This is a genomic window from Eubacterium sp. AF34-35BH, assembly GCF_003477765.1.
In the GTDB taxonomy this organism is placed as follows: Bacteria; Bacillota; Clostridia; order Lachnospirales; family Lachnospiraceae; genus Eubacterium_G.
On the sequence record NZ_QUDZ01000007.1, the window covers coordinates 68,289 to 83,710 of the forward strand.

At 35.1% G+C, this 15,422-nt stretch carries 11 protein-coding genes; 10 read left to right on the plus strand and 1 reads right to left on the minus strand.

Annotated elements, in window-relative coordinates; all coding sequences use genetic code 11:
• Positions 1 to 40: 40 nt before the first annotated feature.
• The 3 genes from DWZ69_RS09115 to DWZ69_RS09125 are packed head-to-tail and all read left to right on the plus strand — an operon-like array spanning position 41 to position 2,844.
• Positions 41 to 988: a bifunctional oligoribonuclease/PAP phosphatase NrnA gene (locus DWZ69_RS09115; protein WP_118436853.1), complete on the plus strand. Its 948-nt coding sequence runs from the start codon at positions 41 to 43 to the stop codon at positions 986 to 988.
• A 21-nt stretch (positions 989 to 1,009) separates the two neighbouring features.
• Entirely contained in the window at positions 1,010 to 1,918 is a 909-nt protein-coding gene (gene truB, locus DWZ69_RS09120) for a tRNA pseudouridine(55) synthase TruB (protein WP_118436855.1), read from the plus strand.
• 20 nt (positions 1,919 to 1,938) lie between these two features.
• Positions 1,939 to 2,844 carry a bifunctional riboflavin kinase/FAD synthetase gene (locus DWZ69_RS09125; RefSeq protein ID WP_117999125.1) on the plus strand — a complete coding sequence of 302 codons (906 nt, stop codon included), beginning with the start codon at positions 1,939 to 1,941 and terminating at the stop codon, positions 2,842 to 2,844.
• 259 nt (positions 2,845 to 3,103) lie between these two features.
• On the opposite strand, the gene DWZ69_RS09130 is transcribed toward DWZ69_RS09125, so the two are convergent.
• Positions 3,104 to 4,489, minus strand: a complete 1,386-nt coding sequence (locus DWZ69_RS09130) for a sodium:alanine symporter family protein (RefSeq protein WP_117999124.1) — start codon at positions 4,487 to 4,489, stop codon at positions 3,104 to 3,106.
• A 260-nt stretch (positions 4,490 to 4,749) separates the two neighbouring features.
• Between DWZ69_RS09130 and rpsO the strand changes: the two genes are divergently transcribed.
• The 7 genes from rpsO to DWZ69_RS09170 all read left to right on the plus strand — a co-directional run bounded on the left by rpsO (position 4,750) and on the right by DWZ69_RS09170 (position 15,388).
• The gene (gene rpsO, locus DWZ69_RS09135; RefSeq protein ID WP_022165795.1) at positions 4,750 to 5,016 is read left to right on the plus strand and encodes a 30S ribosomal protein S15; all 267 of its coding nucleotides are present in this window, start codon (positions 4,750 to 4,752) and stop codon (positions 5,014 to 5,016) included.
• A gap of 238 nt (positions 5,017 to 5,254) precedes the next feature.
• Entirely contained in the window at positions 5,255 to 7,339 is a 2,085-nt protein-coding gene (locus DWZ69_RS09140; protein WP_117999123.1) for a polyribonucleotide nucleotidyltransferase, read from the plus strand.
• Between the two features lie 380 nt (positions 7,340 to 7,719).
• The gene (locus tag DWZ69_RS09150) at positions 7,720 to 8,994 is read left to right on the plus strand and encodes an O-acetylhomoserine aminocarboxypropyltransferase/cysteine synthase family protein (RefSeq protein ID WP_117999122.1); all 1,275 of its coding nucleotides are present in this window, start codon (positions 7,720 to 7,722) and stop codon (positions 8,992 to 8,994) included.
• A gap of 93 nt (positions 8,995 to 9,087) precedes the next feature.
• On the plus strand, positions 9,088 to 9,858 hold the full coding sequence (gene hisA / locus DWZ69_RS09155) for a phosphoribosylformimino-5-aminoimidazole carboxamide ribotide isomerase (protein WP_117999121.1): 771 nt from the start codon (positions 9,088 to 9,090) through the stop codon (positions 9,856 to 9,858).
• 123 nt (positions 9,859 to 9,981) lie between these two features.
• Positions 9,982 to 10,638 carry an ATP-dependent Clp protease proteolytic subunit gene (locus DWZ69_RS09160; RefSeq protein WP_022165800.1) on the plus strand — a complete coding sequence of 219 codons (657 nt, stop codon included), beginning with the start codon at positions 9,982 to 9,984 and terminating at the stop codon, positions 10,636 to 10,638.
• A gap of 121 nt (positions 10,639 to 10,759) precedes the next feature.
• A complete protein-coding gene (locus DWZ69_RS09165) occupies positions 10,760 to 13,702 on the plus strand; it encodes a DNA translocase FtsK (protein WP_118436857.1) in 2,943 nt (980 codons plus the stop codon).
• 15 nt (positions 13,703 to 13,717) lie between these two features.
• Entirely contained in the window at positions 13,718 to 15,388 is a 1,671-nt protein-coding gene (locus DWZ69_RS09170; protein ID WP_117999120.1) for a formate--tetrahydrofolate ligase, read from the plus strand.
• Positions 15,389 to 15,422 lie beyond the last annotated feature (34 nt).

Genomic DNA, 15,422 nt, shown 5'->3' on the forward strand with positions numbered 1-15,422 from the left:
TCGGAAGTCCATATTTGAATGACTTGTAATGGAGAATTAAATGAAAAAAATTAATGAAATTATTGGTGATGCTAAAACAATTGGTATTGCCGGTCATATAAGACCTGACGGCGATTGCGTTGGGTCTTGTATGGCGTTATATAACTATTTAAAGAAAAACAGACCTGATTTAACAGTTCAGGTTTATCTTGAAAGTGTTGATGATAAATTTAAAATAATCAAAAATACACAGGATATTTCAACAGAAGGCTATGATGGAACAGTCTATGATTTGTTTATATCATTAGATACAGCAAGTCTTGACAGATTAGGACAAAATCAGGGCTTTTTTGATAATGCAAAAAGAACAGCCTGTATCGACCATCATAAAAGTAATCCGGCTTATGGTGACTACAACTATATTTTGCCTGATGCAAGTTCTGCCAGCGAAGTGTTATATGATTTGTTAGATAATGAATTGTTTGACAAAGACATTGCAGAGCCAATGTATATGGGAATCGCCCATGATTCAGGTGTTTTCAGATTTCAGTCTACATCACCTAAGACTATGAGAATAGCCGCAAACATGATTGAACATGGTGTTGAAGTAAATGAAATTTTAGAAGAAACTTTCTTCAGAAAAACATATAAACAGATGATGGTTACTGCAAAAATCCAAAGTGAAGCAGTTTTAACCATGGATGGCAAATGCATTTATGGTTTCTGCACAAATGAAACCATGGAAGAATACGGCGTAACAAAAAGTGATTTAGATGCTGTAATTGGAGCAATACGAAATGTAGACGGCGTAGAAGTTGCTTTGTTTGTATATCAGCTTGATGAAAATAAGTTTAAAGCAAGTCTTCGTTCAAAAAGATATGTAGATGTAAGTGAAATTGCTGTATCCTTTGGCGGCGGCGGTCACGTTAGAGCTGCCGGATTTGATATTGAAGGAAGCTTGGAAGATGTTATTGAAAAAGTGTTGAAGAAAATCAATAACGTTATTTAATAAAAAGTAAAGAGTGAAGTTATGATTAGTGGAGTTATAAATGTATACAAAGAGCCTGGGTTTACATCCCACGATGTAGTTGCCAAGCTCAGAGGTATATTAAAGCAAAAAAAGATAGGACATATGGGAACTCTCGATCCTAATGCAGTTGGAGTTTTACCGGTGTGTTTAGGCAAGGCAACCAAGTTGTGCGATATTTTATCAGAAAAAGATAAAACTTACGAAGCAACATTGTTACTTGGAACAGAAACAAACACACAGGATACAACAGGAGAAGTTTTAAGTCAGGCAAGTGAAGAGGACTTAAAAAAATTAACTGAGGATCAGGTATTTAAAACCGTAAAAGGCTATATTGGAGAATATGACCAGATTCCACCGATGTTTTCAGCTATAAAAATTGGTGGGGAAAAACTATATAATCTGGCAAGAAGAGGCGAAGTAATTGAACGCCCACCAAGACATTGTAAAATTATTGACATTACAGTAACAAGTATGGAATTGCCAAGAGTTAATATGCATGTTACCTGTTCAAAAGGAACATACATAAGAACACTGTGTTATGACATAGGTAAGGACTTAGGTGTTGGCGGTTGCATGGAGCATTTGGTAAGAAGCAGAGTAGATAGATTTAAAGTAGAGGACTCAATTACTCTTTCTCAAATTGAAGAATTTAGAGATAATGGAACCTTGAAAGATTACATTGTACCTGCAGACGAAATGCTTGATATGTATTCAAAGTGCATGGTATCAGAGAATGCGGAAAAATTAGTATACAATGGAAACATATTTACATCAGGAAATACTCTTCTTAAAATGAACCATAAAGAAGGTCAGACTGTAAGAGTATATACACATGATGGAAAATTTATAGGCTTATACATGTTTATTGCAGATAAGCAGATTTATAAACCAATAAAGATGTTTTTGTAAATTCGAAAATAGGAGAAGATATGCAGTGTATATCTATTGATGATAATATAAAATTAAAAAATACAATAGTTACAATTGGAAAATTTGACGGTATACATAAAGGCCATGAAAAGCTATTAGATGAGATAACAAAAAATGCTAATGGCAGACAGAAAGTTGTGTTGACTTTTGAGACATCACCAAAAGCATTTTTGGATAATAATGCCAACAAAACAATTGTAACAGACAGCGAAAAGCAAATGCTTTGTCACAGCCATGGAATTGATGTATACATGAAAATGCCAATGAAAAAGGAATTTTTAGCATTGACTCCTGACCAATTTGTAAAAGAAATTTTAAAGGACAAAATAGGTGCTACAACAATAGTATGTGGGCCTGATTTTACATTTGGCACAAAAGCATTAGGAAATGTACAATTTCTGAAAGATAATCAGAAAAAATATGGCTACAATCTGATAGTTGTAGAAAAAGAGCAATATCATAACAAAGACATAAGCAGTACAGCCATTCGAGAAAAAATAGTGGAAGGCAAAATGCAGGAAGTTAATGATATGCTAAACCATCCATACACAATTATTGGAAAAGTTGAAGAAGGGAAAAAACTGGGAAGGCAAATAGGACTTCCAACAGCAAACATAATTCCAGAAAAAACAAAACTTTTACCACCAAAAGGAGTGTACAAAACAGTTGTAAATGTAGAAGGAAAACGCTTTGCATCAATAACAAACATCGGAGTAAATCCAACAGTGGAAAGTGGAAACCAAATAAAAGTAGAAACACACATTCTAGACTACAAAGAATACATTTACAATGAAATCGTCCAGGTAGAGTTTTACGAGTTCGTCCGCCCGGAAAGAACATTTCCAAACTTAGAAGAACTAAAAATTCAAATCGAAAAAGATATAGAATATTGTAAAAAAATATAAAGCTTTTGAATAATCGCTCCCTCAGGGGCGTATAAAAATAGAGTGTTTTAAACATGTCGCATTTCTATCTGCGCTGCGCCGCATATTAACAATCGCTACCGATAACTCAACCGCTTCGCGGTTTCAGACAATCTCTCGCGATTGTAGCTATGCTCGCTTCCATAGACGAAATGCTTCCTATCGTTTAAAACACTCTATTTTTATACGCCCCTAGGGGAAAAATTAAATAAAAAGATATATTCTATAGTATTATATTTTGCTAATCAAATTTTTTATATTCTTTTACAAGTTTAATGACTGTTCCTGAAAGGAGGAATAGCGCTATTAAGTTTGGAATTGACATAAGCCCGTTGAATGTATCAGCAATGCCCCAAATTAAGCCTAAATCCATTGTGGCTCCAACTATTGCAACTAAAGCATAAACAACCATAAATGGTTTGATTACCTTTGGTGAAAATAAAAATTCGATACATCTTGCTCCGTATAAGCCCCAACCAAGTATAGTTGAAAAAGCAAAACAACACATGGCAATTGCAGAAAAAATTGAAATCCAGTTACCATAAGTAGAAGTAAATCCAAGTATTGTAAGTTCAGCTCCGGCGTTTGCACCGTAATTAATTGTTACACCACTACAAAGTATAACAAGAGCTGTTAATGTACAAATTACAATAGTATCTGTAAATACTTCAAATATTCCAAAAAATCCCTGTTTAACAGGCTTTTGTGTATCGGCACATGCATGTGCGATTGAACCGGTACCAAGACCTGCTTCGTTAGAAAAAATTCCTCTGGAAACACCACGCTTCATACAAATAAATATGCTACCTACAACACCACCTGTAACTGAACGAGGGTTAAAGGCACCTTCAAATATCGAAGCAAATACAGTTGGCAGGTTTCCGATATTTAATATAACTACGCCAATTGCAAGTGCAATATAAAATAAAGCCATAAAAGGAACTAATTTTTCTGTAACTTTTCCGATTCGTTTAACTCCGCCCAAAAGTACAAGTGCAACTAAAACTGCAATAACAATTCCTAATATTAAATTAATCTGAGGTATTGTTTTTGAAGTGCATACATTATAGTTAAGTAATGCAGAATCAATGGCAGTAGTAATTGTATTAACCTGTGTGGCGTTACCTGTACCAAAAACAGTCAGCACTCCGAAAAGAGAAAATAGAACAGCTAAAAACTGCCATTTCTTTCCAAGACCGTTTTTTATGTAGTACATAGGACCACCAACTAAGTCCCCTTCCTGATTACGTTCTCTAAAATGTACAGCTAGAGTAACTTCAGCAAATTTGGTGCACATACCAAGTAATGCTGAAATCCACATCCAAAATACAGCTCCGGGACCACCTATGGCAATTGCCCCGGCAACGCCGGCAATATTTCCTGTACCAACAGTTGCGGCAAGAGCGGTACATACAGCCTGAAAAGGAGTAATTGAACCGTCACTGGCATCTCTTTTCTTGAAAATACGACCAATAGTTGTTTTCATGGCGTATTTAAATTTTCGTATCTGAATAAATCCGGTACGAATACTCAAATAAAGTCCAACGCCGATAATACAAACCATTGCAGGTACACCCCAAATGAAATTGTTTACTGCACTGTTAATTTCTTCAATAAGTTTTAACATAATAATAATTAACCTCACTATCTTTCGTGAATTCGCTTAAATTGCGCATACTTTGATATTGTACCATATTAAAGTGCTGGTATCAATTTAATATATATAAAGAAAGAGTTTAAAAAATATTAGAAAATTACTAGACAATTTCTTTATTATATAGTAAACTAGCAAAGTATGTTTAATGAACCTACACTAAGTAACCGGATTCTCCGACCATTACTTAAGTGTATGGGGATATATCAAAAATATTTAAGGAGGAAATTATAATGATTTCAAAGGAAGTAAAAGCTCAGCTTACAGCAGAATACGGTAAGACACCTACAGACACAGGTTCACCAGCAGTTCAGGTTGCAATCTTAACTTACAGAATTAAGGATTTAACAGAACATTTAAAGGTAAACCAGAAGGATCATCATTCAAGAAGAGGTCTTCTTAAGATGGTAGGTAAGAGACGTGGTTTACTTGATTACATCAAGGAAAACGATGTAAACGAATACAGAGCTTTAATTGAAAAATTAGGAATTCGTAAATAATTTACTAATTATGAAGTAGAAGCAAGAGAGGATATGTTCCTCCCTTGCTTTTTTTTTATATATCAATTATAATTAAAAGGCTTATGGTTGTTTACCAAAGCTTGGCAGAAGAACCAAGCCGAAGCCACTGTAAAGGACAGTAATTTTTACCGTTTTTTACAGTAGTTTCGGATTCTTCTGCAAATGAAAAATAAATATAAGGAGAAGTTACTATATAAATAAGTAACGAAAGAAGATTATGTACAAGAGTTTTAGTATGGAACTTGGTGGCAGAACTCTTACAGTAGATGTAGGAAGAGTTGCTGCTCAGGCAAATGGTGCGGCTTTTATGCACTATGGTGACACAACAGTATTGTCAACAGCTACAGCATCTGACAAACCTAGAGATGGTGTGGATTTCTTCCCATTATCAGTAGAGTTTGAAGAAAAGATGTATTCAGTAGGAAAAATCCCTGGTGGATTTAATAAAAGAGAAGGAAAGGCTTCAGAGAACTCAGTTCTTACAGCACGTGTTATTGACCGTCCTATGAGACCTTTATTCCCAAAGGATTACAGAAACGATGTTTCTCTTAACAACTTAGTAATGTCAGTTGATCCTGAATGCAGACCTGAATTAGTTGCAATGTTAGGTTCAGCTATTTCAACATGTATTTCAGATATTCCATTTGACGGACCATGTGCAATGACACAGATTGGTTTAGTTGATGGTGAATTTATTGTAAACCCAAGTCAGGCAGATTGGGATAACGGTGATTTACAGCTTACAGTTGCTTCAACAAGACAGAAAGTTATTATGATTGAAGCAGGCGCTAACATTATTCCGGAAGCTAAGATGATTGAAGCTATTTACATGGCTCATGACATTAACCAGACAATTATCGAATTTATTGATAAGATTGTTGCAGAAGTAGGTAAGGAAAAACACACATACGAAAGTTGTGCTATACCTGAAGAATTGTTTGCAGCAATTAAGGAAATTGTACCTCCTGAAGATATGGAAGTTGCAGTTTTCACAGATGACAAGCAGACAAGAGAAGAAAACATTCGTCAGATTACAGAAAAGTTAGAAGAAGCTTTTGCTGAAAATGAAGAGTGGCTTGCTGTATTAGGGGAAGCTATTTATCAGTATCAGAAGAAAACAGTTCGTAAGATGATTTTAAAAGATCACAAGCGACCTGATGGAAGAGCATTAAATCAGATTAGACCTCTTGCAGCAGAAACAGACATTGTGCCAAGAGTACATGGTTCAGCTATGTTTACAAGAGGACAAACTCAGATTTGTAACGTATGTACATTAGCTCCGTTATCAGAAGCACAGAGAATTGACGGATTAGATGAAAATGTAAAAACTAAGAGATACATGCATCATTATAATTTCCCTTCATACTCAGTTGGTGAAACAAAACCATCAAGAGGACCTGGACGTAGAGAAATTGGACATGGTGCTTTAGCAGAAAAGGCTCTTATGCCTGTACTTCCAAGTGAAGAGGAATTTCCATATGCTATCAGAACTGTTTCAGAAACATTTGAGTCAAACGGTTCTACATCAATGGCTTCAACATGTTCATCATGTATGTCATTAATGGCAGCAGGTGTTCCAATTAAGGCTATGGTAGCAGGTATTTCATGTGGTCTTGTTACAGGTGATACAGATGATGATTATGTATTACTTACAGATATTCAGGGACTTGAAGATTTCTTCGGTGATATGGACTTTAAGGTAACAGGTACAACAGAAGGTATTACAGCTATTCAGATGGATATTAAGATCCATGGTCTTACAAGAGAAATCGTTGAAGGTGCTATTGCAAGAACAAGAGAAGCAAGATTATTCATTATGGATAATTGTATGAAACCAGCAATTGCTGAACCACGTAAGGAAGTTAATGCTTATGCTCCAAAGATTGAAACAATTCAGATTAACCCTGATAAGATTGGAGATGTAGTAGGTAAGAGTGGTAAAGTTATTAATGCCATTATTGAAGAAACAGGCGTTAAGATTGACATTACAGATGAAGGAATGGTTTCAGTTTGTGGTGTTGACAGAGACATGATTAATAAAGCATTAAAATACATTGAAACAATTGTAAGTGATTTTGAAGAAGGAATGATTCTTGAAGGAACAGTTGTAAGCATTAAAGAATTTGGTGCTTTCGTTGAATTTGCTCCAGGAAAAGAAGGTATGGTTCACATTTCAAAGATTGCAAAAGAAAGAGTTGAACATGTAGAAGATTACTTAACACTTGGTGACAAGGTAAAAGTTAAATGCCTTGGAAAAGACAAGATGGGAAGAATGAGTTTCTCAATCAAAGATGCTAAATAATATATTTTAGAGATAGAAAACCGGCTTCTAAGCTATAGGCTTAAAAGCTGGTTTTTCTATATTAAAAAATGTACAAAAACACTATGATTTGTAGGAATTATGATTTATAATATTTAAGTTACTAGAAATAAAAGTATTTAAATAAAGGATTCAATATGACAGAAGAGAAGAAAATTAAAATTGGAAAAATATTTAACAAGATAACAACAGTATTGTTTGTACTGTTTTTTATATCAGTTTTTGTAATACCTATTATGAATAAGACATTTTTTTTAGTGTCCACAATTGTAATAGCAGTATTATTTTGTATAAGCTGTATTATCAGTCATATTTGTTTAAAAGACTACAAACCACAATAAGAGAAAAGGAGTACGTTTATTATGGAGAATAACAAAGGAACAATTTGTGTGCAGGGGGGGTGGCAACCTAAAAAGGGAGAACCAAGAGTTTTACCTATTTATCAGAGTACAACATTTAAGTATGATACATCAGACCAGATGGGAAGATTATTCGATTTAGAGGATAGTGGATATTTTTACACAAGACTTCAGAATCCAACAAATGATGCAGTGGCACAGAAAATTTGTGATTTAGAAGGTGGTGCTGCAGCGATGCTTACATCCTCAGGACAGGCAGCAAATTTCTATGCAGTGTTTAATATATGCGAGGCAGGAGACCATTTAATATGTTCATCTAATGTTTATGGCGGAACATTTAATTTGTTTGGTGTTACAATGAAGAAGATGGGTATTGATGTAACTTTTGTGGATCCTGAAATTACACCTGAAGACTTAGATAAGGAATTTAAACCTAATACAAAGTGCGTGTTCGGGGAGTCGATTTCCAATCCGTCTTTAGTAGTTTTAGATTTTGAAAAGTTCAGTAAGGCAGCTCACAATCATGGAGTTCCACTTATTGTTGATAACACATTCCCTACACCAATTAACTGTAGACCTTTTGAGTACGGAGCAGATATTGTTACTCATTCAACAACAAAATATATGGATGGTCATGCAATGGCGGTAGGTGGAGCGATTGTTGACAGTGGAAATTTTGACTGGCAGGCACATGGGGATAAATTTCCGGGAATGACACAGCCGGATGATTCTTACCATGGAATAGTTTATTCAGAAAAATTCGGAAAAGCCGGTTATATAACAAAAGCAACAGCTCAGGTTATGAGAGATTTAGGTTCAATACCTTCACCACATAATTCGTTTTTATTAAATGTAGGACTTGAAACTTTACATTTAAGAATGCCTAAACATTGCGAGAATGCATATAAAGTTGCAAAATGGCTTAGTGAGAATGACAAGGTTGCCTGGGTAAATTATCCGGGACTTGAAGGTGATAAATATTATGAGAGAGCTAAGAAATACATGCCAAATGGAACTTGTGGTGTTTTAACATTTGGTATAAAAGGTGGTCGTGAAGCATCTATTAAATTTATGGATAGCTTAAAGTTTATTGCAATTGTAACTCATGTGGCAGATGCAAGATCATGTGTACTTCATCCTGCAAGTCATACTCACAGACAGATGACAGATGAACAGTTAATTGAAGCAGGAGTACAGCCTGATTTGATTAGATTCTCAGTAGGAATTGAAGACGCAGAAGATATTATTGCAGACTTAGAACAGGCACTTAATCAGTAATATAATTAGAAAATATTGCAGAATAGATTAAAATAATGAATTAAATGAAAGAATAATATGCATAATTTAATGTAAAAACAAGCGAGGAGTAAAATGAAATTTAGACCATGCATTGACATTCATAATGGAAAAGTAAAACAGTTAGTAGGCGGTAGTCTTAAAGATAAAGGAAATCAGGCAGAAGAAAACTTTGTGTCTGAAAAAAACGCTGAAGATTTTGCACAATTATATAAGAAGGACAATTTAACAGGTGGCCATATTATTATTTTAAATGCAGGTGGTTCAGAGTTTTTTAAGGAATCTAAGAAACAGGCAATGTTTGCCCTTAAAGCTTACCCTAATGGAATGCAGATAGGGGGAGGAGTTACGGCAATAAATGCAGATGATTATATAAAAGCAGGTGCCACTCACGTAATTGTAACATCCTTTGTTTTTAAGGACGGAAAGGTTAATTATGGAAATCTCAAAAGCCTTGTAAAAGCTGTTGGAAAAGAACACATTGTTTTAGATCTTAGTTGCAGAAAAAAAGATGGACAATATTATATAGTTACTGACAGATGGCAGAAATTCACTGATGAAAAAGTGAATTTGGAAACTTTGAAAAAATTGTCAGAGTATTGTGATGAGTTTCTAATTCATGGCGTAGATGTAGAAGGAAAATCAGGTGGTATGGAAGAAGAGTTGGTGAGATTGCTGGCTGACTTTACAGAAATCCCAATAACATACGCAGGCGGAATTGGAACAATGGAACAAATCCAAAAGTTCAGAGAAATTTCTAACGGCAGAATGGATTTTACAATAGGCAGTGCAATTGATTTGTTTGGTGGCCCTATGCCTTATGAACAAATTAAGAATATCCGTTAATACGATTATAATAAATAATTAAAAGCATTATTAAGTAAGGTTAATAACAGCATTTGTTGTTAACCTTATATTTTTTTGAAAAAGTTGCACAATAATATAAGAAAAATATTGGAGGTGCAACAAATGGATGAAATAAAAGAATATGGACAGACCGATTTAGAAAATAATAACAGGGATAAAAAAATACATCTGTTATGTATTATAGGTGAAATTGAAGGCCATGAAAATGTGTCACAAAATACAAAGGCAACTAAATATGAACATGTTATACCGAAACTTGCCTGTATTGAAGATGACAAAGAAATAGACGGCTTGCTTGTTGTGTTAAACACAGTAGGCGGAGATGTGGAATGTGGACTTGCCATAGCAGAAATGATAGCAAGTTTAAGTAAACCTACAGTTTCTTTAGTTTTGGGTGGTAGTCATTCAATAGGCGTGCCTTTGGCTGTGGCGTCAGATTATTCTTATATAGTAGAAACAGGTACTATGGTCATTCATCCGGTTAGAATGAACGGCATGTTTATTGGCGTTCCACAGACTTATGAATATTTTAAGAAAATACAACAGCGTATTAATCATTTTGTAATTACTCACAGCAAAATAAAAGAAGAACGGTTTATGGAATTAATGACAGAAACTGAAGTTTTAACAAAAGATGTAGGAAGTATTCTTGTGGGAAAACAGGCTGTAGACGAAGGAATAATAAATGAAATCGGCGGTCTTAAAGATGCTATAGGCAAACTTTACCAACTTATAAGTGAAAAAGATAAAAATGTTTAGAAAAATAAGAAAATATGAAAGGCAATAAATAGGCATCTTGAATAAAAGTATGATTAATAGTAAAATATAAAGGATTATGTGTAAGTATAATTAGTTTTAGTATATAAAGAAGAGGTGCAAAGTGGCCAATACAAAAAGTAAAAGTGGAGGCAAAAAATCAAATACAAAGAAAAAGACTACTTCTACAACAAAAAGTAGAAGCAATGCCAAAAGCACATCAAGAGCTGGTAAGGCATCGGAAACAAGAAAGAGAAATGCACAAAAAGCAATAACTCACAAAAAAGTTGTAAAAGAAGTTGATTTGTGGATTGCGGTTGCGGTTGCGTTAGTTCTCTTCCTTAGCAATTATGGTGTATGCGGAATTATAGGCGAGAGACTTAGTTCTGTTATGCTTGGAACTTTTGGATGGATGGGATATATTTTCCCCATCGTATTAGTTATATTTGTAGGTATCATCGTTTTTAACGAAATGAATTCAGGAATCGTAAGTAAGTTAATAACAGGTGCCATTGCATATATTGATTTTTGCTTATTATTTCATCTGATAAGTTACGGAGGCAGTAATCAGTCTAATATATCTATTTATCGTGAATCTGCTAATAATAATTTTAGCGGCGGAATTCTAGGTGGCATATTAGGTAAGGTTCTACATTCTTTATTAGGACTTACAGGTGCATATATTGTGTCTTTAGCAATTTTAATTATTTCAATTGTTATTTTAACGGAAAAACCTTTTATGGCAGCCATAAGAAACAGAGGTATGGATGTATATGAAAATGCTGCCAAAGATGCAGAGGTTAGACGTGAAATTGCTGCCACAAAGAAACAGCGAAAAAAAGAAGAAAAAGACAGACAGCGTGAGATAGAAAGACAGTATAGAAAACAAAGAGCAATAGGTGTAGATTTTGGAAATACAAGATTAGGTGATGAACCAATTGCTGATAGCAATATGGTAAGTAATCAGGCGGCAGCAGAAGCTGTTAATGAAAATGATTCTGCAACCTTTGGAGAAAGTCTGACTAATATTGATATTAATAATCAGGATGATTTAGTTCCAAAGGATAGAGTAGAAGCTGTAAAAGAACCATATAGAAGAACTTCTAAAAAGAAAAGTGTAGCAAAAAATCCTAGTATTAAGAGTTCTTTACCTGATGGTTACGGTGATGGCTTTAGTGAACTGGCAGATAATTATAATAGTCAGGAAGTACATGAAATACATATAGAAGGAATTGATGATGTATTAGATGATGTTCCTGTTCAGGATGACACAGTTTACACTTACGAGGAAGAAGCAAAGAATACTCCTAAGAAGGCAGAAAACAGAGTTGTGGAAAATGATCCTCATGCAACAGACGGAGAATTTACACCAAAAGAAAGAATTATTGTAAGTGAGGAAGCCCAAAAAGCAATGAGTAGAAAACCTTTTGGTATGAATTCCACAGGAGGAGCGGCTGATACTGCTAACACAGCTAATGATAATGTAATAGCAAGCAGTGGCGCAGGTGAAAACGAAGTTGTGAACAGCGTAGATTCTTTAGAAACAGAAACGGTGGCAAATGAAAATAAGAAAATCCCTTCAGAAGGAAAAATTATTTCACCTGTTAAGAAGAAATTGAAATACAAAAAGCCAAGTTACAATCTTTTAAAAGACAGTGAGAATGGCTCAAGCAAAGTAACAAGAGCATCCTTAATGGAAACAGCTAACAAACTGAAACAGGTTTTGGCTAATTTTGGAGTAAGAGTGGAAGTTACAAATGTTAGTAAGGGACCTTCTGTTACAAGATATGAGTTACAGCCTGAAATGGGTACAAAAGTCAGCAAGATTACAGGCTTAGCTGACGATATTAAATTAAATATGGCAGCAGCAGACATAAGAATTGAAGCGCCAATTCCGGGAAAGGCTGCTGTAGGTATTGAGATTCCAAATGAAGGACGTGATTCGGTATGTTTAAAAGAACTTTTGATGTCAAAAGAGTTACAGAATCATAAGTCAAAACTTGCTTTCCCGGCAGGAAAAGACATTGCAGGAAAAGTAGTCGTGGCAGATATTGCAAAAATGCCACATATGCTGATTGCCGGAACAACAGGTTCGGGAAAATCAGTATTTACCAATTCAATATTAATGAGTATATTGTATAGAACAACTCCTGAGGAGGTAAGACTTATTGTGATAGATCCAAAGGTTGTTGAATTTCAGGTTTATAACAAGATACCTCATTTATTATATGATGTTGTTACAGATCCTAAAAAGGCGGCAGGTATTTTAAATTGGGCTGTTGCCGAAATGACAACAAGATACAATAAGTTTGCAAAAGCCGGAGCAAGAGATATTGGAAGTTACAACAAAAAAGTTGAAGCGGGCGATGTGGTAGATGACTTAGGCGAAAAGGCAGACAAGCTCCCACAGATTTTGATTGTTATTGACGAGTTGGCAGACCTTATGATGGTTGCGGCAAAAGAAGTGGAAGAAGCTATATGTAGATTGGCACAGCTTGCAAGAGCAGCAGGTATTCATATGGTTATTGCTACACAGAGACCTTCTGTTGATGTAATCACAGGTCTTATTAAGGCAAATATTCCATCGAGAGTTGCCCTTACAGTTGCATCGGGTACAGACTCAAGAACAATTATTGACATGAATGGAGCTGAAAAACTTTTGGGAAATGGTGATATGTTATTTTATCCCGCAGGTTATATTAAACCTGTCAGATTACAGGGCGCTTATGTTTCCGACCAGGAAATTTTTGATACAGTAGAATTTATTAAAAATAACAGTGGCGAGGCAGAATATGATGAATCAATTGATGCTAAATTAACCACAGATCAGGAAGCAATGAGCAATGGTAACAGTGACAGAGATCCTTTATTTGCAGATGCCGGTAGGTTATGTATTGAAAAGAAAAAAGGTTCTACAAGTATGTTGCAGAGACAATTTCGTGTTGGCTTTAACAGGGCAGCACGTATTATGGAACAGTTATGTGATGCAGGCGTAGTTGGTCAGGAAGAAACTAACAAACCTAGAAAAGTCATAATGTCCATGGAAGAATTTGAAAATATTTTATAAGGAGAAGGAAGGCATATGAAAACAGACATTGAAATTGCACAGGAAGCAGAAATGCTACCAATTAAAGAGGTAGCTCAGAGGGTAGGATTACAGGAAGATGATTTAGAATTATATGGTAAATATAAGGCAAAAATTTCAAATGAATACTATGAAAGTATCAAAGATAACGAAGATGGAAAATTAATCCTCGTTACAGCTATTAACCCTACACCGGCAGGAGAAGGAAAGACAACAGTAACAGTAGGACTTGGAGAAGCTTTTGGTAGATTAAATAAAAAAGCTGTTATCGCATTAAGAGAGCCTTCACTTGGACCATGTTTTGGTATCAAGGGTGGTGCAGCAGGCGGAGGGTATGCACAGGTTGTACCAATGGAAGATTTAAACCTTCACTTTACAGGAGATTTTCATGCTATTACATCAGCAAATAACCTTTTAGCAGCAATGCTTGACAACTCAATTCAGCAGGGCAATGAATTAAACATTGATCCTAATCAGGTTGTTTGGAAAAGATGTGTGGATATTAACGACAGAGTATTAAGAAATATTGTTGTAGGTCTTGGACGTAAGGTTGATGGAACTGTAAGAGAAGACCATTTTGTTATTACAGTAGCATCAGAAATTATGGCAATTTTATGCTTAGCAACAGATTATGCAGACTTAAAGGAAAGACTTGGAAAAATCATTGTTGCTTATACATATGACGGAGAACCTGTTACAGCAAAAGATGTTAAGGCTGTAGGTTCAATGGCAGTATTATTAAAGGATGCCATGAAACCAAACCTTATTCAGACTTTGGAACATACACCTGCATTAGTACATGGTGGTCCATTTGCAAACATTGCTCATGGATGTAACTCAGTTAAGGCAACAAAAACAGCTTTAAAGATGGCAGATTATGTTATTACAGAAGCAGGTTTTGGTGCTGACCTTGGAGCAGAAAAGTTCTTAGACATCAAATGTAGAAAAGCAGGTTTAAAACCTGATTGTGTAGTTTTAGTAGCAACAGTTAGAGCACTTAAATATAACGGTGGTGTTGCAAAAGAAGACTTGTCAGAAGAAAATCTCGATGCTTTAGCAAAAGGTATTGTAAACCTTGAAAAGCATATTGAAAACTTACAGAAATTCGGTGTGCCTGTAGTAGTAACATTAAACCAGTTTATTACAGATACAGAAGCAGAATATGAATACATTAAGAACTTCTGTGAAGAAAGAGGATGTGAATTCGCATTAGCAGAAGTTTGGGCAAAAGGTGGAGAAGGCGGAATCGCATTAGCAGAAAAGGTTATAGAAACAATAGAAACAAAACCTTCAAACTATGCACCTTTATATCCTGATGATATGCCAATTAAAGAAAAAATTGAAACAATTGCAAAAGAAATTTACGGTGCAGATGGAGTTACATACTCACCTGAAGCAGAAAAAGCAATTGCAAACGTAAACAAACTTGGATACAGCGATTATCCTGTATGTATGGCCAAAACTCAGTTCTCATTATCAGATGACAGAAGTAAGTTAGGAAGACCTACAGGATTCAAGATTAACATAAGAGACGTATATATTTCAGCAGGTGCAGGCTTTGTAGTTGTACTTACAGGCAACGTAATGACAATGCCTGGCTTATCAAAGAAACCGGCAGCATACGAAATCAACTTAACAGACGACGGAAAAATTCAAGGATTATTCTAGAATTACTCCAGAGTTGCTCAAGTATACCGCATTG

Bases quoted from the DNA above. Each gene is read 5' to 3' on its own strand.
- DWZ69_RS09150 (WP_117999122.1), top strand. From the start codon at position 7,720: ATGGAGAATAACAAAGGAACAATTTGTGTGCAGGGGGGGTGGCAACCT.
- DWZ69_RS09125 (WP_117999125.1), top strand. From the start codon at position 1,939: ATGCAGTGTATATCTATTGATGATAATATAAAATTAAAAAATACAATA.
- truB (WP_118436855.1), top strand. From the start codon at position 1,010: ATGATTAGTGGAGTTATAAATGTATACAAAGAGCCTGGGTTTACATCC.
- rpsO (WP_022165795.1), top strand. From the start codon at position 4,750: ATGATTTCAAAGGAAGTAAAAGCTCAGCTTACAGCAGAATACGGTAAG.
- hisA (WP_117999121.1), top strand. From the start codon at position 9,088: ATGAAATTTAGACCATGCATTGACATTCATAATGGAAAAGTAAAACAG.
- DWZ69_RS09160 (WP_022165800.1), top strand. From the start codon at position 9,982: ATGGATGAAATAAAAGAATATGGACAGACCGATTTAGAAAATAATAAC.
- DWZ69_RS09170 (WP_117999120.1), top strand. From the start codon at position 13,718: ATGAAAACAGACATTGAAATTGCACAGGAAGCAGAAATGCTACCAATT.
- DWZ69_RS09115 (WP_118436853.1), top strand. From the start codon at position 41: ATGAAAAAAATTAATGAAATTATTGGTGATGCTAAAACAATTGGTATT.
- DWZ69_RS09140 (WP_117999123.1), top strand. From the start codon at position 5,255: ATGTACAAGAGTTTTAGTATGGAACTTGGTGGCAGAACTCTTACAGTA.
- DWZ69_RS09130 (WP_117999124.1), bottom strand. From the start codon at position 4,489: ATGTTAAAACTTATTGAAGAAATTAACAGTGCAGTAAACAATTTCATT.